Genomic DNA, 22,348 nt, shown 5'->3' with positions numbered 1-22,348 from the left:
ATAGGTTTATATCCTGCTGGGTATACAGGCTTGGCGCGTTTCGCGTTGTGGCCTGAGGTACAGTTTTTTCATCTCGTCCACTTATAGATTGAGGACGTGATGTGAATTTATCGTTAACGAACATAAACGAGAAATAGCGAAATCAAAATGTGTGTACTTCGTCATAAAATTGAGCGAATTCGCGTTATTTAGTGTTTTTTATGAGCCATGAAAGTGTGATCTGACCATGGGTTTGATTTTCTTTTGTTAACAACGACAAAGTGGCGGTAAGAAAATTGCAACAGACTGCGCGTTGGGCCGGTATGTTGCTAGACAGTGAGAGGCAGGCTACATACAATCGTTTTTATTGAAAGAAGCGTTTTATTGAGACACGCGCGTTTTCCATAACAGTGCGTGTCATTTGGCGCGATGCATATTCGCAGTAGCTGCAGCCGATGTTGCGGCGCTACTTATAGATGTACGCCTTGCTATCATGAGGGGACTGAAGAATGTCATTTGAAGTATTTGAAAAACTGGAAGCAAAAGTTCAGCAGGCGATTGATACCATCACTCTGTTGCAGATGGAAATTGAAGAACTGAAAGAGAAGAATAATGCTCTGTCTCAGGACGTTCAGAACGCTGCGGGTAACCACGAAGCGCTGGCGCGTGAGAATCAGCAGCTGAAAGAAGAGCAGCATGTTTGGCAAGATCGCCTGCGTGCACTGCTGGGCAAAATGGAAGAGGTCTAATCTGGTCCGTTAGCTGAGATCGAGAAAAGGGCGTCTGGGCGCCCTTTTTCATATTCTGCGGTTACTCGATATCAAGAGGATCTTCGGAAAGAATGATACCGGTATTGTCGGCGTAGAGATGATCGCCAGAGAAGAAGGTGACGCCCCCGAAGTTAACGCGGATATCACTCTCACCAATGCCTTCACTGGTAGCGCCCACCGGGATTGCGGCCATAGCCTGAATACCGATGTCCAACTCTTCCAGATCGTCCACCTGGCGTACCGCACCGTAAATCACGATGCCTTCCCATTCGTTCTGGGTTGCCAGGCGTGCCAGCTCAGCGTTGATCAGCGCGCGGCGCACAGAGCCACCACCGTCGATCAGCAACACGCGGCCACGGCCGTTTTCTTCGAGCAGTTCGAACAGCAGGCCGTTATCCTCGAAGCATTTCACCGTAGTGATTTGCCCGCCAAATGAAGTACGCCCGCCAAAATTAGAGAACAGAGGTTCAACCACGTTGACCTCTTCCTGATAAATATCACAGAGTTCGGAAGTATCGTATTTCATAGGATTTTACGTCAGTTTGCCGCTGGAATAGTCAGTATATCCCTTTATTCGCCCTGTTGGCAAAATCATCAGTTTTTAACTGAGCACCACGCCGATAGCGAATAACAGGTTGACCAGTAATGCTGCCTTCACCATGTGCTCCAGCATCGGGCGCATGCCGATGACGGTGGGATCGCGCAGCACGCGCATACCGTGGCGCAACAGCAGTGGTATGGCCAGCACAAACAGCCAACCCCACAGGCTATTCAGGTTGAGCAGGGTAAACAGCGCGAAGCACACCACGGCGGCGATCAACAGAAAGGCGTGGTAGTAACGTGCTTTCTGCGGCCCGAGGCGCACCGCCAGGGTATTTTTTCCGTTGACGCGGTCGCTTTCGATATCACGCAGGTTATTGATGTTGAGTACCGCTGCTGCCAACAGGCCGCAGGCAGTGGCTGGCAGCATCACGATGCTGTCAAAGGTGTGTGTTTGCAGATAGTGCGAGCCCGCCACGCTGAGCCAGCCGAAAAACACCAGAACCGAAATATCCCCCAATCCCAAATAGCCATAGGGTTTGTTACCCACGGTATAGGTAATGGCGGCGACGATCGCCAAGCCACCCAGCACCAGGAAACCGACCACATCACCGGGTTTTTCGCAGGCGATAGCAATCAGCCAGCAACCGGAAATGGCAATCAGGATCACCGTCAGCACCAACGCCCGTTTCATCTGGGCCTGAGTGATCATCCCTTTCTGCATACCGCGCAGCGGGCCGATGCGATCTTCGTTGTCACTGCCTTTTACCGCGTCGCCATAGTCATTGGCCAGATTGGAGAGGATCTGCAACAGGCCAGCGGTCAGCAAGGCCAACAGGGCTACACCCGGTTTGAGGCTGCCTTGCCAGGCGGCGATAGCAGAACCGACAACGATGGAGGCAAACGCCAACGGCAAGGTACGCGGTCGTAAACTTTCCAGCCAGGCTTTAGCCGGGGTGGTGGGGGTTGATAAGCTCATGTTTCGCTTCAGTAAGTCAAAAGGCGGTGTCCGTTCGAAATAAATGTGGGAGGCAATGCCTCCCACAACGATAACTGACAGGACATTGATATACCCGTCGCCCTTCAAGCTGCAGGGGTGTTGGCTGCCTTCGCTCACCCCAGTCACTTACTTGAGTAAGCTCCTGGGGCTTCGTTCAGTTGCCGCCTTCCTGCAACGTGAAGTAACTTGGGTATAGCGCAATTATAGGATAAAACGACTCAGATCTTCATCCGCTACCAGTTCATCCAAGTGATTGCGCACGTAATCGGCGTCAATTGTAATGGATTGACCGTTAATTTCACTCGCGTCATAGGAAATATCTTCCATCAGACGCTCCAACACGGTGTGCAGACGACGTGCGCCGATGTTTTCGGTGCGCTCATTCACCTGCCAGGCGGCTTCGGCGATGCGGCGGATGCCCTCGGCAGTGAAGTCGATTGTCACGCCTTCGGTGCCCATCAGCGCTTTATATTGTTCGGTCAGCGATGCGCTAGGTTCGGTCAGGATGCGTTCGAAATCTTCCGTGGTCAGCGCCTGTAGCTCAACGCGGATTGGCAAGCGGCCTTGCAGTTCCGGGATCAGATCGGCAGGGCTGGCGGTCTGGAAAGCGCCGGAAGCGATGAACAGGATGTGATCGGTTTTCACCATGCCGTGCTTGGTGGATACCGTACAACCTTCCACCAACGGCAGCAGATCGCGCTGCACGCCTTCACGGGAAACGTCCGGGCCGGAACTTTGGCCGCCACGCTTACAGATTTTGTCGATCTCATCGATAAACACGATGCCGTGCTGCTCAACGGCTTCTACCGCCTGCTCTTTCAGCTCTTCCGGGTTCACCAGCTTGGCGGCTTCTTCTTCCACCAGCAGTTTGAAGGCTTCTTTGATCTTCAGCTTACGGGGTTTCTGTTTCTGCCCGCCGAGGTTCTGGAACATCGACTGCAACTGGTTGGTCATCTCTTCCATGCCCGGAGGGGCCATGATTTCGACGCCCATTGGTGCGGCGGCCAGATCGATTTCGATTTCTTTATCGTCCAACTGGCCTTCACGCAATTTCTTGCGAAATACCTGACGGGCGGCAGAAGGTTCCTGCTGCTCTTCGGCCTGGCCCCAGTTGTTTTTGGCCGGTGGGATCAGTACGTCGAGCAGCCGTTCTTCGGCCATCTCTTCGGCGCGGGTACGGTTTTTCTCGATCGACTGCAAGCGCACCATTTTCACAGCGGCATCGGTCAGATCGCGGATGATGGAATCCACTTCTTTACCGACATAGCCCACTTCGGTGAACTTGGTGGCTTCCACTTTGATAAACGGCGCATTGGCCAGTTTGGCCAAACGACGGGCGATCTCGGTTTTACCGACGCCGGTCGGGCCGATCATCAGGATATTTTTAGGGGTGACTTCGTGACGCAGCGTCTCGTTGAGCTGCATCCGGCGCCAGCGGTTGCGCAGGGCAATGGCAACAGCGCGTTTGGCCTTGTTCTGGCCAATGATGTAGCTGTCCAGTTCGCTGACGATCTCGCGCGGGGTCATTTCAGACATAGTATTCGATCCTTACGCTTTGGAAGGCAATTCTTCAATAGTGTGGAACTGGTTGGTGTAAATACAGATGTCACCGGCGATGCTGAGGGATTTCTCAACGATTTCGCGGGCGCTCAGTTCGGTATTTTCCAACAGTGCGCGGGCCGCCGACTGGGCGTAGGGACCGCCGGAGCCGATGGCGATCAAATCATTTTCTGGCTGCACCACATCACCGTTACCTGTGATGATCAGCGAGGCATTTTCATCTGCTACCGCCAGCAGCGCTTCGAGTTTGCGCAGCATACGATCGGTACGCCAATCCTTCGCCAACTCAACGGCGGCTTTCACCAAGTGGCCTTGGTGCATCTCCAGCTTGCGCTCGAACAACTCGAACAGCGTGAAGGCGTCAGCAGTACCACCAGCGAAACCGGCAATCACTTTATCGTTATACAGGCGACGGACTTTCTTGACGTTGCCCTTCATGACCGTGTTGCCTAGTGTGGCCTGGCCATCGCCACCGATCACTACTTGGCCGTTGCGGCGTACGCTTACAATTGTTGTCACGAGCAGACCCTCGTTGCAGACGGAAAGAAGACCCCGTTGTCTCTGCTTGCACAGAAGCAACGGGGCATATTGAGAGTATAGTTGGGGGAGAAGTGACGCTTTTCAACCCCCGACGGCGAGGGGAATGCAACTCGACATGCCGGAGCCCTTCAGGCGGGCCAGGGTTTTGTCGGCGGCAGCCCGGTTGCTGTAGGGGCCGAGCATCACGCGGTTCCAACCACCACCCGCCGTGATGCGGCTTTCGATGCCTTCAAACGCCAACTGTGCGCGTACCGATTCGGCCTGATCGGTGGCACGGAACGAACCACATTGCACCATCCACTTCTGTTTCTGCTCTGGCTTGGCTTCCTGCTTGGCCGTTTCCGCTTTCACTTCGGGCTTCACTTCCGGTTTCGGCTTAGGTTCCGGCTGCCGGGTTGGTACCGGCGGAGTGACCGCTTGTGGCTTCGGCTGTTGCACCGGTTGTTGGTGCTGCTGTACCGGTGCCGCGTCGTTGTTGAACGGGTTACGCGGTTGGCTCACCGGCTGCTGCTGTTGCACCTGCTGCGGTATTTGCTGTTGTGGTATCTGTTGCTGCTGGCGACCATTGCCGCGCAGCTGTGACGGATCGTTATAAGGCACTTCAGACAACTGCGTCGGGCGCTGCTGCATGTCAGCCTGCATCTGTTCCAGCAACTGGCGCTGTTCGGCGGTCAGTTGGGTTTTGGTATTATCATCGCCACCGGCCCTAGGTTCGGTGGGTGATTGCACGCCAATCTGACGATTCTCCAGCTCTTTAATATAGCGCCAACGCTCTTCCGGCTTCGGCGGCAGGCCGTTACCTGGGCGAGAGCCGTGCGTAGGCAGCAACGGGGCATCGTCTGGTTTGTGGTGCGTAATGAAATAGAGGCCACCGATAAAGACAACCAGAAGGGCAACGGCAAGCGCCACCACGGTTTTGGATACCTTCGGAGAACTGCGTTTACGGCTGGGGGTCTTGCGCCGCGCTGCCCCTGAGCGCCCGCGGCTTACATAGTCTCTCTGTGCCACTATAATTCCGCTGTGTCCTGATGAGGTTAAAGCCTATCCTCTAGGCTGTTTGATTGGCCACCTTTGCTGCTTCGGCAGAAATGACCACAACAATAATTATACCTATCTGATAGGTTTTGAGTCCGCCATGTTACTTAACCCAAAAATGTTTGACTAGCGTTTCGGGGCCGCAGTGCTGTCACGGATAATCAATTCACTGTCCAAAAGCCGGGATCCGCTGTTCACCGTCTGCCCGTGCAATTGTTCCAGCAGTAGCAGCATGGCTTGCTGACCGATCAGGAAACGAGGCTGCGCCACCGTGGTTAAAGGGGGATCACAATACTGTGCTGGCTTGATATCGTCAAAGCCGACAACGGAGAGATCCTGCGGTACCCGCAAGCCCAGTTTTTTGGCCTGAAACAGTACGCCAATAGCCATAATGTCGTTGTGACAGAAGATGGCTGTAGGAGGTTTTGGCAGGGCCATCAGCGATTTCAGGGCTTGAGCGCCCGCTTCGTAGGTGAAATCACCCCGGGTAATATAACTGCTTTCAACGCTAATACCATTACGGCGTAGCGCCTGAATGTAACCCTGCAACCGATAATGGCTCAGCGGCATGTGTTCCGGCCCCGCCACACAGGCGATCTGCTTGTGGCCAAGCTGATGCAGATAATGCACGGCTTCGAAGGCGGCGGTCAGGTTGTCGATATGCACCGTCGGCAGTTCCAGTTCCGGTGCAAATTCGTTGGCCATCACCATTGGTGGCAGGTTGCGTTGTTCTTCCTTGCTGGCGTCGAACGGCAGGTTAGAGCCGAGCAGCAGCATACCGTCAATTTGCTTGGTGATAATCAGGTTAACGAAAGTGCGTTCCTGCTGGTTCTGTTGCGCACAGTCGCCGATCAGGACCAGATATCCCTGTTGCGCTGCGGTTTGCTCGATCCCCTGGATCACGTCGGCAAAAAACGGATCGCAGATATCGGGAACGATCACCAAGATGGTGCGGGATTCATTGCGTTTGATATTGCGTGAGAGGGCATGAGGGGAGTAACCCACGGCCAGCACGGCCTGTTCTACTTTCTGACGCGTTGGCGTTGACACCTTTTCCGGATTCATCAGCGCACGGGACACGGTTGCCGTTGAAACGCCGGCCATTTCAGCAACGTCTTTCATGGTGGCCATGGATAGTTCTTTCTTGTGTTCCAACGCCTTTCTCCTTGCGTTGGCCCATGCCAACGCGACAACTGGGTAAACTCATACATTCTGGCGTGCGGTGGTGTTGTTATTGTTAGCGCCATCCACGTTCAAAGCTTCCATCATGCTGCTTGCCTGCACCGACATTCTAAACAGATTACGCTCGGCTTTTGTTACCTAAATTTCATAAAAAGTGTGAGTTAGGAAGGTTTTTTCGTGTTACCTCGCAAATTCAAGGGTCTTTGTGCGCTGAATCAGTTTGCTCTGAGTTCAACTGTCGATCGGATCAACATCCAACATCCATTTCACTTTGCGTGCTTGTGGCAGGGTACCAATCAGCGGCAGAGTGGTTTTCATCAGGTGTTGCAGCAGGCGTCGGGAAGGGTGTTGCAGCAGTAACTGCCAACGGAAACGGCCACCGCGCTTCGACTGTAATGCTGGAACCGGGCCCATAACCCACAGCGAATCATCCTTCAGCGGGCTGGCTTCCAGCAGATTGCGCAGTTGCTGTAAGAACAGCGGGGCCTGCTGATTATCGTGATCTTCCGAACGCACAATAATGTGGCTGGTATAAGGCGGCAGAAATACGCTGTTGCGCTCCGCCAGCGTCTGTTTGGCGAAGGCGTCATAGCCCTGTTGCAACAGGATTTGCAACAGAGGGTGTTCGGGGTGATGGGTTTGTAACAGCACTTCACCCTGTTTGCCCGCGCGCCCGGCGCGGCCAGAAACCTGGGTATACAACTGGGCGAAGCGCTCGGCAGAGCGGAAATCGGCGGAGAACAGGGCACCATCGACATCCAGCAACGCAACCAGCGTCACATCCGGGAAGTGGTGGCCTTTTGCCAGCATCTGGGTGCCGATCAGAATACGTGGGCCGCCGCGGTGGATATCCGCCAGATGTTGTTCCAGCGAGCCTTTGCGGCTGGTGGTATCACGATCGATACGGGTGATGGCCGTTTCCGGGAACAGCGGTGCCAGCTCATTTTCCAACTGTTCGGTACCGACGCCGACGGAGACCAGATGCGTGGAACCGCACTGCGGGCACTGGTGTGGTACCGGGCGCTGGCTGTCGCAGTGGTGGCAACGCAGCTGGCGCTGATTCTGGTGGATAGTGTAGTAGTGGTCACAACGTTGGCACTCGGCGATCCAACCACATTCATGGCATAACAGCGCAGGCGCATAGCCACGGCGGTTGAGGAACAGTATCACCTGATTGCCGTTCTTCAAGTGGTGCTGCATGCTTTTCAGCAGCGGTTGCGACAGCCCGACTTTTAGCGGCAGGCCCTTCAGATCGATCAGGTGCTGGTTGGCCGGTTTGGCATTACCTGCGCGCTGGGTCAGTTTAAGCTGGCGATATTTACCCAGTTGCACGTTGTGCAGCGTTTCCAACGCCGGGGTGGCAGAACCCATCACCATCGGAATATCTTCGGCGTGGGCACGGAATACCGCCAGGTCGCGGGCATGGTAACGCCAGCCTTCCTGCTGTTTATAGGAGCTGTCGTGTTCTTCATCGATGATAATCACCCCAAGGCGCGAAAACGGGGTGAACAGCGCTGAACGGGTGCCGATCACAATGGCCGCTTCACCGCTGCGGGCGCGCAGCCAAACGGCCAGCCGTTCGCTGTCGTTCAGGCCGGAATGCAGCACGTCCACCGGTGCGTTAAACCGTTCGCGAAAGCGGGCGATGGTCTGCGGCGTCAGGCCGATTTCCGGCACCAATACCAGCGCCTGTTTACCTTTGGCCAGAATGTTTTCCAGCACGCTGAGATAAACTTCGGTCTTGCCGGAGCCAGTTACCCCCGCCAGCAGCCAAGCGGCGAAGTGATCGTCTTCACTGCGGATGGCTCCCACTGCGGTGGCCTGTTCGGTATTGAGCCGCAGTCGTTCACCGAGGACCTCAAAACCGGGCCGCCAGTCCTGCGTTGCCAATACCTGAGCGCGGAGATCGGCTAACCCTTTGGCGCGTAATGCCTGTAATGCGCTGTCGGTCAGTTCGAGTTCGCTGACCTGGTGGCGATAAACCGGGCGTTGCAGCAGTGCCGCTAGCGCCTGTTGCTGCTTGGGGGCTCGTTTGAGGCTTTCCGGTGGCGTGGCGCGCCCCTGTTCGGTGGCAAACCATTGCCACAGCGGGGTTGTCTCCGCGGGTTTACCTTGGCGCAGCAGGATCGGCAACGCGTGGAACAGCACTTCACCAATCGGGTAATGGTAGTATTCAACCGCCCACAGCAGGATGCGCCACAGGCTGGGGGAGAACAGGGGGGCGTTATCCAGCAGGCTGTCGATGGGTTTCAGCTTTTCCAGCGGCAGTTCGCTGGTTTCGCTACAGCCGACAACAATCCCGATCGCCCGTTGCTTTCCCCAGGGCACACCCACGCGCGCGCCGATGACCGGCTGCAAGCCTTCTGGCAGCAGATAATCGAAGGTACGGGCGAGGGGAACCGGTAAAGCAACCTGTACAACGGGCATGTGGCGATCCAGCTAGAAAAAAGTGGTGGCTAGTTTACACTGCGGGCCGCTAAATGTACGGATCCGTTTGCGCAGTCTATTTAATTCTGTATAATTTGCCGCCTTTGATATAATTCCATATCAAAATTTATCAACCACGTGTGGTGTCTGGCGGAACAGGGCTGGATAGCGACACGGCCTTAACTGAGGTTTCCCATGAAACAAGGTATCCACCCAAAATACGAAGAAGTTACTGCTAACTGCTCTTGCGGTAACGTGATCAAAATCCGCTCTACCGTGGGTCACGATCTGAACCTGGACGTTTGTGGCGAATGCCACCCGTTCTACACTGGCAAGCAGCGTGATGTTGCTACCGGTGGCCGCGTTGACCGCTTTAACAAGCGTTTCAGCGTACCAGGCGCTAAGAAATAAGATTTCTTACCGTCAGATGAAAAAGGCGCCTTCGGCGCCTTTTTTCGTTTCTGCCATCTGCATTGGCAGGTTGGGATCAGTAATCCCAGGTATCGGGATCCACACCCAATTCACGCATCAGCACTTTCGCGGCTTCCGGGATTTCATCGCTGCGTTCTTTGCGCAGATCTTCATCGTTCGGCAGCGGCTGGCCAGTAAAAGCGTGCAGGAATGCTTCGCACAGCAATTCGCTGTTGGTCGCGTGGCGCAGGTTGTTGACCTGGCGGCGGGTCCGTTCATCGGTCAGGATCTTCAGGACCTTCAGCGGAATGGAGACCGTGATTTTTTTTACTTGCTCGCTTTTTTTACCGTGTTCAGCGTAAGGGCTGACATACTCGCCGTTCCACTCAGCCATGGGACACCTTAAAATTTGTCAGAAAAACTACCATCATTCTAGAAACCGGCTAATTATGCCCGATCTTCACTGTTCTCACTAATAAATGTCAATTTTACGCGATAAGACTCACCGAATTGCGACCTTCAGTAGACCTTGTGCATGCATTTTTGCATTAACATCTTGTCGTCATCACAAACCGCTACAATTTTAGCGGGTATTGGCGCTTTGCTCAATCTATACGCAAAGAAGTTTAGATGTCCAGATGTATTGACGTCTATTTCCGCTGCGAGTAATCTTTAGGCCTCATTTACCCACTTTCCGAGAGCCGAGCCACCCTATGACGCGTAAACCAGCCACCATTGCCGTGCGTAGCGGTCTGAATGACGACGAACAGTACGGCTGTGTCGTCCCGCCGATCCACCTTTCGAGCACTTATAACTTCACCGATTTCAATCAGCCTCGTGCCCATGATTATTCACGCCGTGGTAACCCGACGCGTGATGTGGTGCAGCGTGCGCTGGCGGAGTTGGAAGGCGGTGCAGGCGCGGTCATGACCGGCAGCGGGATGTCGGCGATCCATCTGGTGACCACCGTGCTGCTGAAACCGGGCGATCTGCTGGTGGCTCCGCACGATTGTTACGGCGGCAGCTATCGCCTGTTCGATAGCCTGAGCAAGCGCGGTGCCTATCGCGTGCTGTTTGTCGATCAGGGGAATGAAGCCGAACTGCAACAGGCGCTGGCGCAAAAGCCGAAGCTGGTGCTGATCGAAAGCCCAAGCAACCCGCTGCTGCGCGTGGTGGATATTGCGGCTATCTGTCACGCGGCGCATGAGGCAGGTGCGCTGACGGTAGTGGATAACACCTTCCTCAGCCCGGCATTGCAACAGCCGCTCACGCTGGGTGCCGATCTGGTGGTGCATTCTTGCACCAAATACCTCAACGGCCATTCTGACGTGGTTGCCGGTGCGGTGATCGCTAAAGACAAGGATCTGGCGGTGGAACTGGCGTGGTGGGCGAATAATATTGGCGTTACCGGGGCTGCGTTCGACAGCTATCTGCTGTTGCGCGGCATCCGTACTCTGTCACCGCGTATCAAGGCGGCGCAGCACAATGCCGGGGCAATTGTCAGCTATTTACAGCAGCAACCGTTGGTCAAAAAGCTGTATCATCCTTCACTGCCGGAAAACCCTGGCCATGAGATTGCATGCCGTCAGCAACTCGGGTTCGGTGCCATGCTCAGTTTTGAACTGGACGGTGACGAAGCGCTGTTACGGCGTTTCCTGTCGGCCCTGGAACTGTTTACGCTGGCGGAATCATTGGGTGGCGTAGAAAGTCTGATCTCGCATGCCGCGACCATGACTCACGCCGGGATGGCGCCAGAAGCCCGTGCTGCAGCCGGTATTTCCGAAAGCCTGCTGCGTATTTCCGTGGGTATTGAAGACTGTGATGATTTGATTGCCGATCTGGAACAAGCCTTCCAGGCGGCGGCAACGAGGTAAGCATGAATGCAATTGCGGTAGCAGGGGCGGTTAACGGGCGTCAACTGCACAAATTTGGTGGCAGCAGTCTGGCCGATGTGAAGTGTTATCAACGGGTGGCCGGGATTATGGCCGAGTACAGCCAGCCGGGTGACATGATGGTGGTTTCGGCGGCCGGTAGCACCACTAACCAACTGATTAGTTGGTTGAAGCTGAGCCAGAGTGATCGTCTTTCCGCACATCAGGTGCAGCAAACGCTGCGCCGTTATCACAGCGAATTAATCGGGGGCTTGTTGCCGCCGGAAACGGCTGAACCGCTGATTGCCGAATTTATTCAGGATCTTGAGCGCCTGGCGGCTTTGTTGGACGGTAAAGTTGATGATGCGGCGTATGCGGAAGTGGTCGGCCATGGTGAAATCTGGTCGGCGCGCCTGATGGCTGCCGTACTGAACAAACAGGATATGCAGGCGGTGTGGCTGGATGCGCGTGATTTTCTGCGCGCTGAACGTGCGGCGCAACCGCAGGTGGACGAAGGCCGCTCCTATCCTTTATTGCAGCAGTTGCTGGCGCAACATCCAGGCAAGCGCTTGGTGGTGACCGGCTTTATTTCTCGCAACGATGCTGGTGAAACCGTGCTGCTCGGGCGTAACGGCAGTGACTATTCTGCCACGCAGATCGGCGCGTTGGCCGGTGTGGCGCGTGTCACCATCTGGAGCGACGTGGCCGGGGTTTACAGCGCCGATCCGCGTAAGGTGAAAGATGCCTGCCTGCTGCCGCTGTTGCGCTTGGACGAAGCCAGCGAACTGGCTCGCCTGGCGGCACCGGTACTGCATACCCGCACGTTGCAGCCGGTTTCCGGCAGTGACATCGATCTGCAACTGCGTTGCAGCTATCAGCCGGAACAGGGCTCGACACGCATCGAACGTGTGCTGGCTTCCGGCACCGGTGCCAAAATTGTGACCAGCCATGATGATGTTTGCCTGATTGAATTCAGCGTGGCTCCACGGCATGACTTCAAGCTGGCGCAGAAAGAGCTGGAGCTGGTGCTGAAGCGTGCACAGATCAAACCGCTGGCCGTGGGTATCCATCCTGACCGTAACCTGATCCAACTGTGCTATACCTCGGAAGTGGTGAACAGCGTCTTGCGCGTTCTGCAAGAGGCGGTGTTGCCGGGTGAACTGCAACTGCGTGAAGGGTTGGCGCTGGTGGCTCTGGTCGGTGCTGGCGTGTGCAAGAACCCGTTACACAGCCACCGTTTTTACCAGCAGTTGAACGATCAGCCGGTAGAATTCATCTGGCAGGCGGAGGATGGCATCAGCCTGGTGGCGGTGCTGCGTCAGGGACCAACTGGCCTGCTGATTCAGGGCCTGCATCAGACGCTGTTCCGCGCGGAAAAACGCATCGGTCTGGTGCTGTTCGGCAAGGGCAACATCGGTTCGCGCTGGCTGGAGTTGTTTGCCCGCGAGCAGAAGAACCTCTCGGCGCGCAGCGGTTTTGAATTCACCTTGGCAGGGGTGGTGGACAGTCGCCGCAGCCTGCTGAATTACGATGGGTTGGATACCAGCCGCGCGTTGGCGTTCTTTGAAGAAGAAGCCCAGGAATTGGATGAAGAATCGCTGTTCCTGTGGATGCGAGCCCATCCGTTTGACGATCTGGTGGTGCTTGACGTCACCGCCAGTGAAAACCTGGCAGAACAGTATCTGGACTTTGCCAGCTACGGTTTCCATGTGATCAGCGCCAACAAACTGGCGGGCGCTTCGTGCAGCGCTAACTATCGGCAGATTCGTGATGCATTCGCCAAAACCGGCAGCCACTGGCTGTATAACGCCACCGTGGGCGCAGGTTTACCGGTGAACCACACCGTGCGCGATCTGCGCGACAGCGGCGACAGCATTCTGGCGCTCAGCGGTATTTTCTCTGGCACGCTGTCTTGGCTGTTCCTACAGTTTGATGGCACGGTGCCGTTCACCGAACTGGTAGATCAGGCTTGGCAACAGGGCTTGACGGAGCCAGATCCGCGCGTCGATCTCTCTGGGCAGGACGTGATGCGCAAGTTAGTGATCCTGGCGCGTGAGGCGGGTTACGACATTGAACCGAATCAGGTGCGCGTGGAATCGCTGGTGCCTGCCGGGGCGGATCAAGGCTCCATCGATCAGTTCTTCGAAAACGGTGATGCGCTGAACCAGCAAATGCTGCAACGCTTCGAAGCTGCCAGCGAAATGGGATTGGTGCTGCGCCACGTCGCGCGTTTTGACGCCAATGGCAAAGCGCGCGTCGGTGTAGAAGCCGTACGCACGGAGCATCCGCTGGCTTCGCTGTTACCGTGCGACAACGTGTTTGCCATCGAGAGCCGCTGGTATCGTGATAACCCGCTGGTGATCCGTGGGCCAGGGGCGGGGCGCGATGTGACTGCCGGTGCAATCCAGTCGGATCTTAACCGCTTGGCACAACTGCTTTAATCCTCAACGGGCGCAACGGATGGCGCCCGGTTTCTCTCTCCGTGAGTACTATCATGAAATTCTCTCATGTTGTGTGAGGATTACTCATCGTATTACCCTCACTTTCCTGTTGACTCTTTAGGTCACATACGGCATTTTCTATCTAGACGTCTAAACGTATAGACGCTTACTAAAATAAAGCAAAACACAGTGATCGATAAGAGGCGGACAGGGTATGAGTTTTTTTCACGCAAACCAGCGGGAAGCGCTGAATCAGAATCTGGCGGAGTTAAGCGGCCAGATTAATGTGTCGTTCGAGTTTTTCCCGCCGCGTACCAGCGAGATGGAAGACACCTTGTGGCAGTCGATCGATCGTCTGAGCAGCCTCAAACCCAAATTTGTCTCCGTGACCTACGGTGCCAACTCTGGCGAGCGCGATCGCACCCACAGCATCATCAAAGGCATTAAAGAGCGTACCGGCCTGGATGCCGCACCGCATCTGACCTGTATCGATGCCAGCCCTGCACAACTGCGTGATATTGCTACCGATTACTGGAACAGCGGTATTCGCCATATCGTTGCCCTGCGCGGCGATTTGCCACCGGGCAGCGGCAAGCCGGAAATGTATGCTGCCGATCTGGTCACGCTGCTGAAAGACGTCGGCGATTTCGATATCTCTGTGGCGGCCTATCCGGAAGTGCATCCGGAAGCGAAAAGCGCCCAGGCAGACTTGATCAACCTGAAGCGCAAAATTGATGCCGGTGCCAACCGGGCAATTACTCAGTTCTTCTTTGACGTGGAAAGTTACCTGCGTTTCCGCGATCGCTGCGTGGCGACCGGGATTGATGTAGAAATCGTGCCGGGGATCCTGCCAGTTTCCAACTTCAAACAGTTACAGCGCTTTGCCACGATGACCAATGTGCGAGTACCAAGCTGGATGACCAGCATGTTTGCCGGGCTGGACGACGATCCGGAAACCCGCAAAATGGTCGGTGCCAATATCGCGATGGATATGGTGAAGATCCTCAGCCGAGAAGGGGTGAAGGATTTCCATTTCTATACGCTGAATCGTGCGGAAATGAGCTATGCCATCTGCCACACGTTAGGGGTTCGTCCAGCAATCGCCTGATCTAGGGATTGTTATTGAAAAAAGCGCGGTGCGTAATCACTGCGCTTTTTTTATGTGGGTTTTACCAATAAAAAAAGCACCGCAAATTGCAGTGCTTTTTCTCTACCGGTGGAATAACTAGCCGGTATTACGCATCCCGGCGGCAACGCCGGCAATGGTCACCATCAGCGCCTGTTCAACCCGTGCGTCCGGGTGTTCCTGCTGGCGTGAACGGTGCAGCAGTTCGGCTTGCAGCACGTTGAGCGGATCGGTGTAAACGTTACGCAGCGCAATGGATTCGGCGATCCACGGCAGGTCTGCCATCAGGTTATCGTCGTTGGCGATGGTCAATACTACTTTGATATCGCTTTCCAACTGATCGCGCAGCTGCTTGCCCAACGGCCACAGCGATTTATCTACCAAGCGCTGATCGTAGTATTCCGCCAGCCACAGATCGGTTTTGGAAAACACCATTTCCAACATGGCGATACGGGTCGAGAAGAACGGCCAGTTGCGGCACATGGCTTCCAACTGATCTTGCTTACCCGCCTTCACCGCTTCCTGCAAACCTGCCCCCGCACCCAGCCAGGCCGGTAGCATCAGGCGGTTCTGCGTCCAGGCGAAGATCCACGGAATGGCACGCAGGCTCTCAACGCCACCGTTCGGGCGACGCTTGGCCGGGCGCGAACCCAGCGGCAGCTTGCCCAGTTCCTGCTCCGGCGTTGCGGCGCGGAAATAGGGCACGAAGTCTGGGTTTTCACGCACGTAACCGCGATACATTTTGCATGAGGTTTCGGACAGTTCATCCATCAGCGAGCGCCACTCTTTTTTCGGCTCTGGCGGTGGCAACAGGTTGGCTTCCAGCACCGCGCCGGTATACAGCGCCAGGCTGCTGATGGCGACTTCTGGCAGGCCAAACTTGAAGCGGATCATCTCGCCCTGTTCGGTAACGCGTAGGCCGCCTTTCAGGCTGCCCGGCGGTTGTGACAGCAGAGCGGCATGGGCCGGTGCGCCACCACGGCCGATCGAACCGCCACGGCCGTGGAACAGCGTCAGCACTACGCCGGCTTTTTCACAGGTTTTGATCAGCGCATCTTGCGCACGGTACTGCGCCCAGGAGGCCGCCATCACGCCAGCGTCTTTCGCCGAGTCGGAATAGCCAATCATCACCATCTGTTTGCCCTGAATAAAGCCGCGATACCAGTCGATATTCAGCAACTGGGTCATCACGTCATCGGCATTGTTCAGGTCGTCGAGGGTTTCGAACAGCGGTGCTACCGGCAGCGCAAATGGGCAACCGGCTTCTTTCAGCAGCAAGTGCACGGCCAGCACGTCGGATGGCGTGCGCGCCATGGAGATCACATAGGCGGCGATCGAACCCTGCGGTGCTTCCGCGACGACGCGGCAGGTTTCCAGCACTTCCTGCGTATCGGCGCTCGGATCCCACTTCAATGGCACCAGCGGGCGCTTGGAGTTCAGTTCGCGGATCAGGAAGGCCTGTTTATCGGCCTCAGACCAGCTTTCGTAATCGCCCAGCCCCAGATAGCGGGTCAGTTCGGCGATGGCTTCGGTATGGCGGGTGCTTTCCTGACGCACGTCGATACGCACCAGCGGCACGCCGAAACAGCGCACGCGGCGCAGAGTATCCAGCAGTTGGCCGTTGGCGATAATCCCCATGCCACAGGCCACCAGCGATTGATAACAGGCGTACAGCGGTTCCCACAGTTGTTCGTTGTTTACCAGCAGATCGTGCGGACGCAGCACGCGCTCACCTTTCAGCCGCCCTTCCAGATAGGCTTGGGAGCTCATCAGTTGGCTGCGCAGGCGCTTCATCAACTCACGGTAGGGTTCCTGTACGTCGTCACCACCAGCCAGTTCACGCAGTTCTGGGGTACATTCGGTCATCGACAGCTCGGAGACCAGCACCTGAATATCGCGGGTGAACAGGTCACAGGCTTTCCAGCGGCTTAAAAGCAGCACATGACGGGTGATTTCTGCCGTCACGTTCGGGTTGCCGTCGCGGTCGCCGCCCATCCAGGAGGTAAAGCGAATGGGCACGGCTTCTACCGGCAGGCGGTAGTCGATGGAGTTTTCCAACTGCTCGTTAAATTCACGCAGGAACGCTGGCACGCCTTCCCACAGGCTGTTTTCTACTACCGCAAAGCCCCATTTGGCTTCGTCGACCGGCGATGGGCGGTTTTTGCGCATCTCGTCGGTATGCCAGGATTGCGCCACCAACTGGCGCAAACGGCGCATGATTTTATTGCGCTCGTAGTCGGCCAGATCGTTATGGTCGAGCTGGCTGAGGCAGGTATTCACCTCAACCAGTTTGTGGATCAGGGTACGGCGGGTGATTTCGGTCGGATGCGCGGTCAGCACCAGCTCGATAGAGATGTCGTCTACCGCCTTTTGCAGATCTTTGGTGCTGAGCTGTTTATCTTTCAGCCGGGTAAACAGCTGCGCCAAGGCTTCCGGATTGCTCGCCGCCTCACCGTGTGGCGAAATGCTGTGATACTGCTCGGCCACGTTGGTCAGATTGAGGAACTGGCTGAACGCGCGCGCTACCGGCAGCAACTCGTCGTTGGACAGGTTTTGCAGCGTCGACAGCAGTTCCTTGCGGTGTGCTTCATTACCAGCACGTGAAGATTTGGAAAGCTTACGGATAGTTTCAACGCGATCGAGAATATGCTCGCCCAGCGCGTCTTTGATGGTATCGCCGAGCAATTTGCCGAGCATACTGACATTACTTCGCATTGCCGAATATTGTTCGTTCATATAACCCCTGGCTCAATTCTCTGTATACCTCCGTCACTCAAGTTGCCGTGTTGTTAACCACAACTTGAAATCTGTGGGTACCTGATTTTCATCTTGTAAGTAAATTTCACGTGTTAGGTAAAGACTGCCGGTTTTATCTCACCACGCTCCTGCCCAATGGTTAATTGACACTATTTTTAGCAAAAAAACATCAAAATCGGTGCATTTTGTGAAATTTAATTACGGGCTGCTGGTTATCAGTCTGGCTTATCGGCTTAATTTTCTGCACCTGAAGAGTAGGGAAACTCCCTACTCCTAACGTGTTTTTATTGCTGGCAGAAGTGATCGACCAGTTGCCCCAGCAGCTTGCGGGTGGGTTCGATAAACGCCGTGTCGAGGTATTCATCTGGCTGATGCGCCTGGTTGATTGAACCCGGCCCCAGCACCAGCGTTGGGCACACTTCCTGTACGAATGGCGCTTCGGTGCAGTAGTTGACCACTTCGGTACGTGAACCCAGCAGTTTCTCAATCACCGCCACCATATGGTGATCGGTTGGGCACTCGTAGCCCGGGATCGGCGGATGCAGCTCATCAATTGACAAGCGCCCAGGCCAGCGCTGGCTGACTGGTGCCAGTGCCTCGTGCAGCAGTTCATTGATGTTATCCAGCGTCATACCCGGCAGCGGGCGGATATCCATATGCAGTTCACAGCAGGCGCAGATACGGTTGGCCGCATCTCCACCGCTGATATGGCCGAAGTTCATGGTGGGATAAGGCACGGCAAACGCCGGGTTGTTGTAGCGCTCTTGCAGCGTTTTGCGCAGTTCCATCAAATGCCCGATGGATTCATGCATCAGATCGATTGCGTTGACGCCGCGTGCCGGATCGCTCGAATGGCCCGATTGACCCACGATGCGGATAGCATTGGAGATATGGCCTTTGTGCGCGCGCACCGGTTTCAGCGACGTTGGTTCACCGATAATGGCAAAGTCCGGGCGGATTTTGGTGGAGGCGGCGAAATAGCGCGCTCCGGCCATGGTCGTTTCTTCGTCTGCGGTGGCCAGAATGTACAGCGGCTTGGTCAGCTTGCTGGCATCAATATCCCGTACCGCGTCCAGAATAAAGGCGAAGAAGCCTTTCATGTCGGCGGTGCCCAGCCCGTACAGTTTGTTGTCGTGCTCGGTCAGGGTGAACGGATCGCGCGTCCAGCGGCCTTCATCGTAAGGCACGGTGTCGGTATGGCCCGCCAGCAGCAGGCCGCCGCTGCCCGTGCCAATGCTGGCCAGCAGGTTAAATTTATTGCGCGTATCCGGTACTGGCTGCACGTCAACGCGGAAGCCTAAATCGGCGAACCAACCGGCCAGCAAGTTGATTAATGCTTCATTACTATGATCGAGGGCACCATCGGTGGCGCTGATCGACTTCGTTCTGATCAACGCCCGGTACAGCTCAATAAATGGGGGTAATTTCATCTTCACTGTTGACAGCCTTTGGTTAGGATAGTATCAATATTCATGCATTTATTCTGAATAAAAATACATTAAGCTGGAGCGTAAGGGAATACGAACCCTGGATGTTGATAAAACATCAACGCTCGACCACGTGGGTGAACGGCGCAACAACGCGACCAAGCCCTGCTGACGGGGCGCAAGTGCCTCTACTTTAAGCCAAAAAGGTGAAAGGCCACATGTTGAATACGCTGATTGTTGGAGCCAGCGGTTACGCCGGAGCGGAGCTCACGGCTTATCTGAATCGCCACCCACACATGAACATAACCGCTTTAGCGGTTTCAGCGCAAAGTGCAGATGCAGGAAAATTACTTTCTGAGCTGCATCCGCAGTTAAAAGGCATCGTTGATCTGCCGTTGCAGCCGCTGGTGAACGTGGCGGAAGCGGCAAAAGGGATCGACGTGGTGTTCTTGGCAACGGCACACGAAGTCAGCCACGATATTGCCCCAGAGTTTTTAGCGGCAGGCTGCGTGGTGTTCGATCTCTCAGGTGCGTTCCGCGTGCAGGACACCGATTTTTATCGCCAATATTATGGCTTTGAACATCAGCATGCTGACTGGCTGGCCAAGGCGGTATACGGTCTGGCGGAGTGGCAGAGCGAAAAAATCAAAGAAGCACAGCTGATCGCCGTGCCGGGTTGCTACCCAACCGCGGCTCAGTTGACGCTGAAACCGCTGATCGACAAACAACTGCTGAATCTGGACCAATGGCCAGTAATCAACGCCGTCAGCGGCGTCAGCGGTGCCGGGCGTAAAGCCAGCGTCACCACCAGCTTCTGCGAAGTCAGCCTGCAACCTTACGGCCTGTTCAACCATCGTCACCATCCAGAAATCACCGCGCATTTGGGCATCCCGGTGATCTTTACGCCGCATCTGGGTAGTTTCCCGCGGGGTATTCTGGAAACCATCACCTGCCGCCTGAAAACGGGCGTCACCGCGCAGGATGTGGCAGCGGCCTATCACGCGGCTTACGACGATAAACCGCTGGTGCGGTTGTACGACAAGGGTGTGCCAGCGCTGAAGTCGGTGGTGGGCCTGCCGTTCTGCGATATCGGTTTTGCCGTGCAGGGCGAGCATCTGATCGCCGTCGCAGCGGAAGACAATCTGTTGAAAGGTGCAGCCGCTCAGGCGGTGCAGTGCCTGAATATCCGTTTTGGGTTCCCGGAAACCCAATCATTAATTTAAATCAGCGTGAGCAAAGCGATGAACCCATTAATTATCAAACTCGGTGGTGTGTTACTGGACAGTGAAGAAGCGCTGGAGCGCTTGTTTACCGCGCTGGATATCTATCGCCAGGAACATCAGCGCCCGCTGGTGATCGTCCACGGCGGCGGTTGCGTGGTGGATGAACTGATGAAGCAACTTTCTCTGCCCGTGGTGAAGAAGAACGGCCTGCGCGTCACGCCTGCCGATCAGATCGACATCATTACCGGTGCTCTAGCCGGTACTGCCAACAAGACTCTGCTGGCGTGGGCGGTTAAACACAAGATCAGTGCGGTTGGGCTGAGCCTGGCCGACGGCGGCAGCGTTGCCGTAACCCAGCTCGACCCGGCGTTGGGCCACGTTGGCAATGCACAGCCAGGTTCGCCTGCGCTGCTCAATACGCTGCTGGCGGCTGGCTATCTGCCGGTGATCAGTTCCATCGGCATTACCGCCGAAGGCCAACTGATGAATGTGAATGCCGATCAGGCCGCCACAGCGCTGGCCGCAACCTTAGGTGCAGATTTGATCCTGCTGTCGGATGTCAGTGGCATTCTCGACGGTAAAGGGCAGCGCATCGCGGAAATGACGGCGCAAAAAGCAGAACAACTGATTGCTCAGGGCATCATTACTGATGGTATGGTAGTGAAGGTGAACGCGGCACTGGATGCAGCGCGTACCCTTGGCCGCCCGGTGGATATCGCCAGCTGGCGCAATGCCGAAAAGCTTCCTGCTCTGTTTAATGGTGTGTCGATTGGCACCCGGATCCTCGCTTAAATTTAGAATTAAAAAGGAATAACACAATGCAAAACAAAGGCATCAAGAAAATCGTTCTGGCGTACTCTGGCGGCTTGGATACTTCGGCCATCATTCCATGGCTGAAAGAAAACTACGGCGGCTGCGAAGTGGTAGCTTTCGTGGCAGATATCGGCCAGGAGCGCAGCGATCTGGAAGGCGTTGAGCAGAAAGCTCTGCAATCCGGTGCCTCTGAGTGTCACGTGGTTGATCTGCGTGAAGAATTCATCCGTGACTATGTTTATCCGGTGCTGCAAACCGGTGCGCTGTATGAAGGCAGCTACCTGTTGGGCACCTCCATGGCGCGCCCGATCATCGCTAAAGCCCAGGTTGAGCTGGCGCTGAAAGTGGGTGCAGACGCGCTGTGCCACGGTGCGACCGGTAAAGGCAACGATCAGGTGCGTTTCGAAACCACCTATACCGCGCTGGCTCCACATCTGAAAGTGGTTGCGCCATGGCGTGAGTGGAACCTGCGTTCCCGTGAAGCGCTGCTGGATTACCTGAAAGAACGTAATATCCCGACCACCGCGTCGCTGGAAAAAATCTACAGCCGTGATGAAAACGCTTGGCACATTTCAACCGAAGGCGGCGTGCTGGAAAGCCCGTGGAATGCGCCGAACAAAGATTGCTGGGTGTGGACCGTAGATCCGCTGGAAGCGCCGGATCAGCCTGAGCACGTGACGGTGACCGTGGCGAAAGGCTGCGTGGTGGCGGTGAACGGCGAAGCGATGAGCCCGTACAAATGCCTGGAAACCCTGAACGTGCTGGGTGCCAAGCATGGCGTTGGCCGTATCGACATCGTAGAAAACCGCTTGGTGGGCATCAAATCCCGCGGTTGCTATGAAACCCCAGGGGGCACCATCATGGTGGCTGCGCTGCGTGGCGTCGAGCAACTGGTGTTGGATCGCGACAGCTTCAAGTGGCGTGAGCAGTTGGGCCTGGAAATGTCTTACGTGGTGTACGATGGCCGCTGGTTCGCGCCGCTGCGTCGCTCCATTCAGGCTTCTGCCCAAGCGTTGGCCGAAGAAGTGAACGGCGAAGTGGTACTGCAACTGTATAAAGGCCAGGTGACGGCGATTCAGAAAAAATCTGCCAACAGCCTGTACTCCGAAGAGTTTGCGACCTTCGGCGAAGACGAAGTTTACGATCACAGCCATGCGGGCGGCTTTATCCGCTTGTTCTCGCTCTCTTCCCGTATTCGCGCGTTGAACGAGAAGAAAAAGTAACCTTGGTTTAGCGTCAATTTGAG

General features: G+C 55.7%; 18 protein-coding genes. 8 read left to right on the top strand and 10 right to left on the bottom strand.

Annotated elements, in window-relative coordinates; translation table 11 throughout:
- Window positions 1–488: 488 nt before the first annotated feature.
- Window positions 489–728 carry a septal ring assembly protein ZapB gene (gene zapB / locus AC2A1E_RS19050; RefSeq protein ID WP_459400541.1) on the top strand — a complete coding sequence of 80 codons (240 nt, stop codon included), beginning with the start codon at window positions 489–491 and terminating at the stop codon, window positions 726–728.
- Between the two features lie 61 nt (window positions 729–789).
- On the opposite strand, the gene rraA is transcribed toward zapB, so the two are convergent.
- The 7 genes from rraA to priA form a co-directional block, all read right to left on the bottom strand.
- On the bottom strand, window positions 790–1,275 hold the full coding sequence (rraA, locus tag AC2A1E_RS19045) for a ribonuclease E activity regulator RraA (RefSeq protein WP_484385050.1): 486 nt from the start codon (window positions 1,273–1,275) through the stop codon (window positions 790–792).
- A 75-nt stretch (window positions 1,276–1,350) separates the two neighbouring features.
- Window positions 1,351–2,268 (bottom strand): 1,4-dihydroxy-2-naphthoate polyprenyltransferase, encoded by a 918-nt coding sequence (locus AC2A1E_RS19040; protein ID WP_484385049.1) that lies wholly within the window; start codon window positions 2,266–2,268, stop codon window positions 1,351–1,353.
- 222 nt (window positions 2,269–2,490) lie between these two features.
- The gene (hslU, locus tag AC2A1E_RS19035) at window positions 2,491–3,825 is read right to left on the bottom strand and encodes an ATP-dependent protease ATPase subunit HslU (protein ID WP_459400539.1); all 1,335 of its coding nucleotides are present in this window, start codon (window positions 3,823–3,825) and stop codon (window positions 2,491–2,493) included.
- A gap of 12 nt (window positions 3,826–3,837) precedes the next feature.
- On the bottom strand, window positions 3,838–4,368 hold the full coding sequence (gene hslV, locus AC2A1E_RS19030) for an ATP-dependent protease subunit HslV (RefSeq protein ID WP_459400538.1): 531 nt from the start codon (window positions 4,366–4,368) through the stop codon (window positions 3,838–3,840).
- A gap of 102 nt (window positions 4,369–4,470) precedes the next feature.
- Window positions 4,471–5,397: a cell division protein FtsN gene (gene ftsN / locus AC2A1E_RS19025; RefSeq protein WP_484385048.1), complete on the bottom strand. Its 927-nt coding sequence runs from the start codon at window positions 5,395–5,397 to the stop codon at window positions 4,471–4,473.
- A gap of 153 nt (window positions 5,398–5,550) precedes the next feature.
- Window positions 5,551–6,579 (bottom strand): DNA-binding transcriptional regulator CytR, encoded by a 1,029-nt coding sequence (gene cytR, locus AC2A1E_RS19020; protein ID WP_484385047.1) that lies wholly within the window; start codon window positions 6,577–6,579, stop codon window positions 5,551–5,553.
- Window positions 6,580–6,837: 258 nt separating this feature from the next.
- Entirely contained in the window at window positions 6,838–9,033 is a 2,196-nt protein-coding gene (priA, locus tag AC2A1E_RS19015) for a primosomal protein N' (RefSeq protein ID WP_484385046.1), read from the bottom strand.
- Window positions 9,034–9,228: 195 nt separating this feature from the next.
- On the opposite strand from priA, the gene rpmE reads away from it, so the two are divergent.
- Window positions 9,229–9,444 carry a 50S ribosomal protein L31 gene (gene rpmE / locus AC2A1E_RS19010; RefSeq protein ID WP_012147462.1) on the top strand — a complete coding sequence of 72 codons (216 nt, stop codon included), beginning with the start codon at window positions 9,229–9,231 and terminating at the stop codon, window positions 9,442–9,444.
- A gap of 76 nt (window positions 9,445–9,520) precedes the next feature.
- Here rpmE and metJ read toward each other — a convergent pair whose 3' ends face one another.
- The gene (gene metJ / locus AC2A1E_RS19005; RefSeq protein WP_024913974.1) at window positions 9,521–9,838 is read right to left on the bottom strand and encodes a met regulon transcriptional regulator MetJ; all 318 of its coding nucleotides are present in this window, start codon (window positions 9,836–9,838) and stop codon (window positions 9,521–9,523) included.
- A 319-nt stretch (window positions 9,839–10,157) separates the two neighbouring features.
- Between metJ and metB the strand changes: the two genes are divergently transcribed.
- The 3 genes from metB to metF all read left to right on the top strand — a co-directional run bounded on the left by metB (window position 10,158) and on the right by metF (window position 14,864).
- On the top strand, window positions 10,158–11,318 hold the full coding sequence (gene metB, locus AC2A1E_RS19000; RefSeq protein WP_484385045.1) for a cystathionine gamma-synthase: 1,161 nt from the start codon (window positions 10,158–10,160) through the stop codon (window positions 11,316–11,318).
- 2 nt (window positions 11,319–11,320) lie between these two features.
- Window positions 11,321–13,756 (top strand): bifunctional aspartate kinase/homoserine dehydrogenase II, encoded by a 2,436-nt coding sequence (locus AC2A1E_RS18995; RefSeq protein WP_484385044.1) that lies wholly within the window; start codon window positions 11,321–11,323, stop codon window positions 13,754–13,756.
- Window positions 13,757–13,970: 214 nt separating this feature from the next.
- Window positions 13,971–14,864 carry a methylenetetrahydrofolate reductase gene (metF, locus tag AC2A1E_RS18990; protein ID WP_484385043.1) on the top strand — a complete coding sequence of 298 codons (894 nt, stop codon included), beginning with the start codon at window positions 13,971–13,973 and terminating at the stop codon, window positions 14,862–14,864.
- 117 nt (window positions 14,865–14,981) lie between these two features.
- Here metF and ppc read toward each other — a convergent pair whose 3' ends face one another.
- Both ppc and argE read right to left on the bottom strand, forming a co-directional pair.
- The gene (gene ppc, locus AC2A1E_RS18985) at window positions 14,982–17,618 is read right to left on the bottom strand and encodes a phosphoenolpyruvate carboxylase (protein ID WP_484385042.1); all 2,637 of its coding nucleotides are present in this window, start codon (window positions 17,616–17,618) and stop codon (window positions 14,982–14,984) included.
- A gap of 305 nt (window positions 17,619–17,923) precedes the next feature.
- Entirely contained in the window at window positions 17,924–19,069 is a 1,146-nt protein-coding gene (gene argE / locus AC2A1E_RS18980; RefSeq protein WP_484385041.1) for an acetylornithine deacetylase, read from the bottom strand.
- A 215-nt stretch (window positions 19,070–19,284) separates the two neighbouring features.
- On the opposite strand from argE, the gene argC reads away from it, so the two are divergent.
- The 3 genes from argC to AC2A1E_RS18965 are packed head-to-tail and all read left to right on the top strand — an operon-like array spanning window position 19,285 to window position 22,325.
- Window positions 19,285–20,289 (top strand): N-acetyl-gamma-glutamyl-phosphate reductase, encoded by a 1,005-nt coding sequence (gene argC / locus AC2A1E_RS18975; protein ID WP_484385040.1) that lies wholly within the window; start codon window positions 19,285–19,287, stop codon window positions 20,287–20,289.
- A gap of 18 nt (window positions 20,290–20,307) precedes the next feature.
- Window positions 20,308–21,081: an acetylglutamate kinase gene (gene argB / locus AC2A1E_RS18970; RefSeq protein WP_459400528.1), complete on the top strand. Its 774-nt coding sequence runs from the start codon at window positions 20,308–20,310 to the stop codon at window positions 21,079–21,081.
- A gap of 26 nt (window positions 21,082–21,107) precedes the next feature.
- The gene (locus AC2A1E_RS18965; protein ID WP_459400527.1) at window positions 21,108–22,325 is read left to right on the top strand and encodes an argininosuccinate synthase; all 1,218 of its coding nucleotides are present in this window, start codon (window positions 21,108–21,110) and stop codon (window positions 22,323–22,325) included.
- The last annotated feature ends 23 nt before the right edge of the window (window positions 22,326–22,348 follow it).

This window comes from Serratia sp. HNCC26DJ206, from assembly GCF_057180605.1.
Note: the sequence above shows the minus strand (reverse complement) of the source record. Positions and strands in the feature narration are given on the sequence as shown.

Coding starts and splice junctions, on each gene's coding strand:
- zapB (WP_459400541.1), top strand. CDS start 489: ATGTCATTTGAAGTATTTGAAAAACTGGAAGCAAAAGTTCAGCAGGCG.
- rraA (WP_484385050.1), bottom strand. CDS start 1,275: ATGAAATACGATACTTCCGAACTCTGTGATATTTATCAGGAAGAGGTC.
- AC2A1E_RS19040 (WP_484385049.1), bottom strand. CDS start 2,268: ATGAGCTTATCAACCCCCACCACCCCGGCTAAAGCCTGGCTGGAAAGT.
- hslU (WP_459400539.1), bottom strand. CDS start 3,825: ATGTCTGAAATGACCCCGCGCGAGATCGTCAGCGAACTGGACAGCTAC.
- priA (WP_484385046.1), bottom strand. CDS start 9,033: ATGCCCGTTGTACAGGTTGCTTTACCGGTTCCCCTCGCCCGTACCTTC.
- rpmE (WP_012147462.1), top strand. CDS start 9,229: ATGAAACAAGGTATCCACCCAAAATACGAAGAAGTTACTGCTAACTGC.
- metJ (WP_024913974.1), bottom strand. CDS start 9,838: ATGGCTGAGTGGAACGGCGAGTATGTCAGCCCTTACGCTGAACACGGT.
- metB (WP_484385045.1), top strand. CDS start 10,158: ATGACGCGTAAACCAGCCACCATTGCCGTGCGTAGCGGTCTGAATGAC.
- AC2A1E_RS18995 (WP_484385044.1), top strand. CDS start 11,321: ATGAATGCAATTGCGGTAGCAGGGGCGGTTAACGGGCGTCAACTGCAC.
- metF (WP_484385043.1), top strand. CDS start 13,971: ATGAGTTTTTTTCACGCAAACCAGCGGGAAGCGCTGAATCAGAATCTG.
- ppc (WP_484385042.1), bottom strand. CDS start 17,618: ATGAACGAACAATATTCGGCAATGCGAAGTAATGTCAGTATGCTCGGC.
- argE (WP_484385041.1), bottom strand. CDS start 19,069: ATGAAATTACCCCCATTTATTGAGCTGTACCGGGCGTTGATCAGAACG.
- argC (WP_484385040.1), top strand. CDS start 19,285: ATGTTGAATACGCTGATTGTTGGAGCCAGCGGTTACGCCGGAGCGGAG.
- argB (WP_459400528.1), top strand. CDS start 20,308: ATGAACCCATTAATTATCAAACTCGGTGGTGTGTTACTGGACAGTGAA.
- AC2A1E_RS18965 (WP_459400527.1), top strand. CDS start 21,108: ATGCAAAACAAAGGCATCAAGAAAATCGTTCTGGCGTACTCTGGCGGC.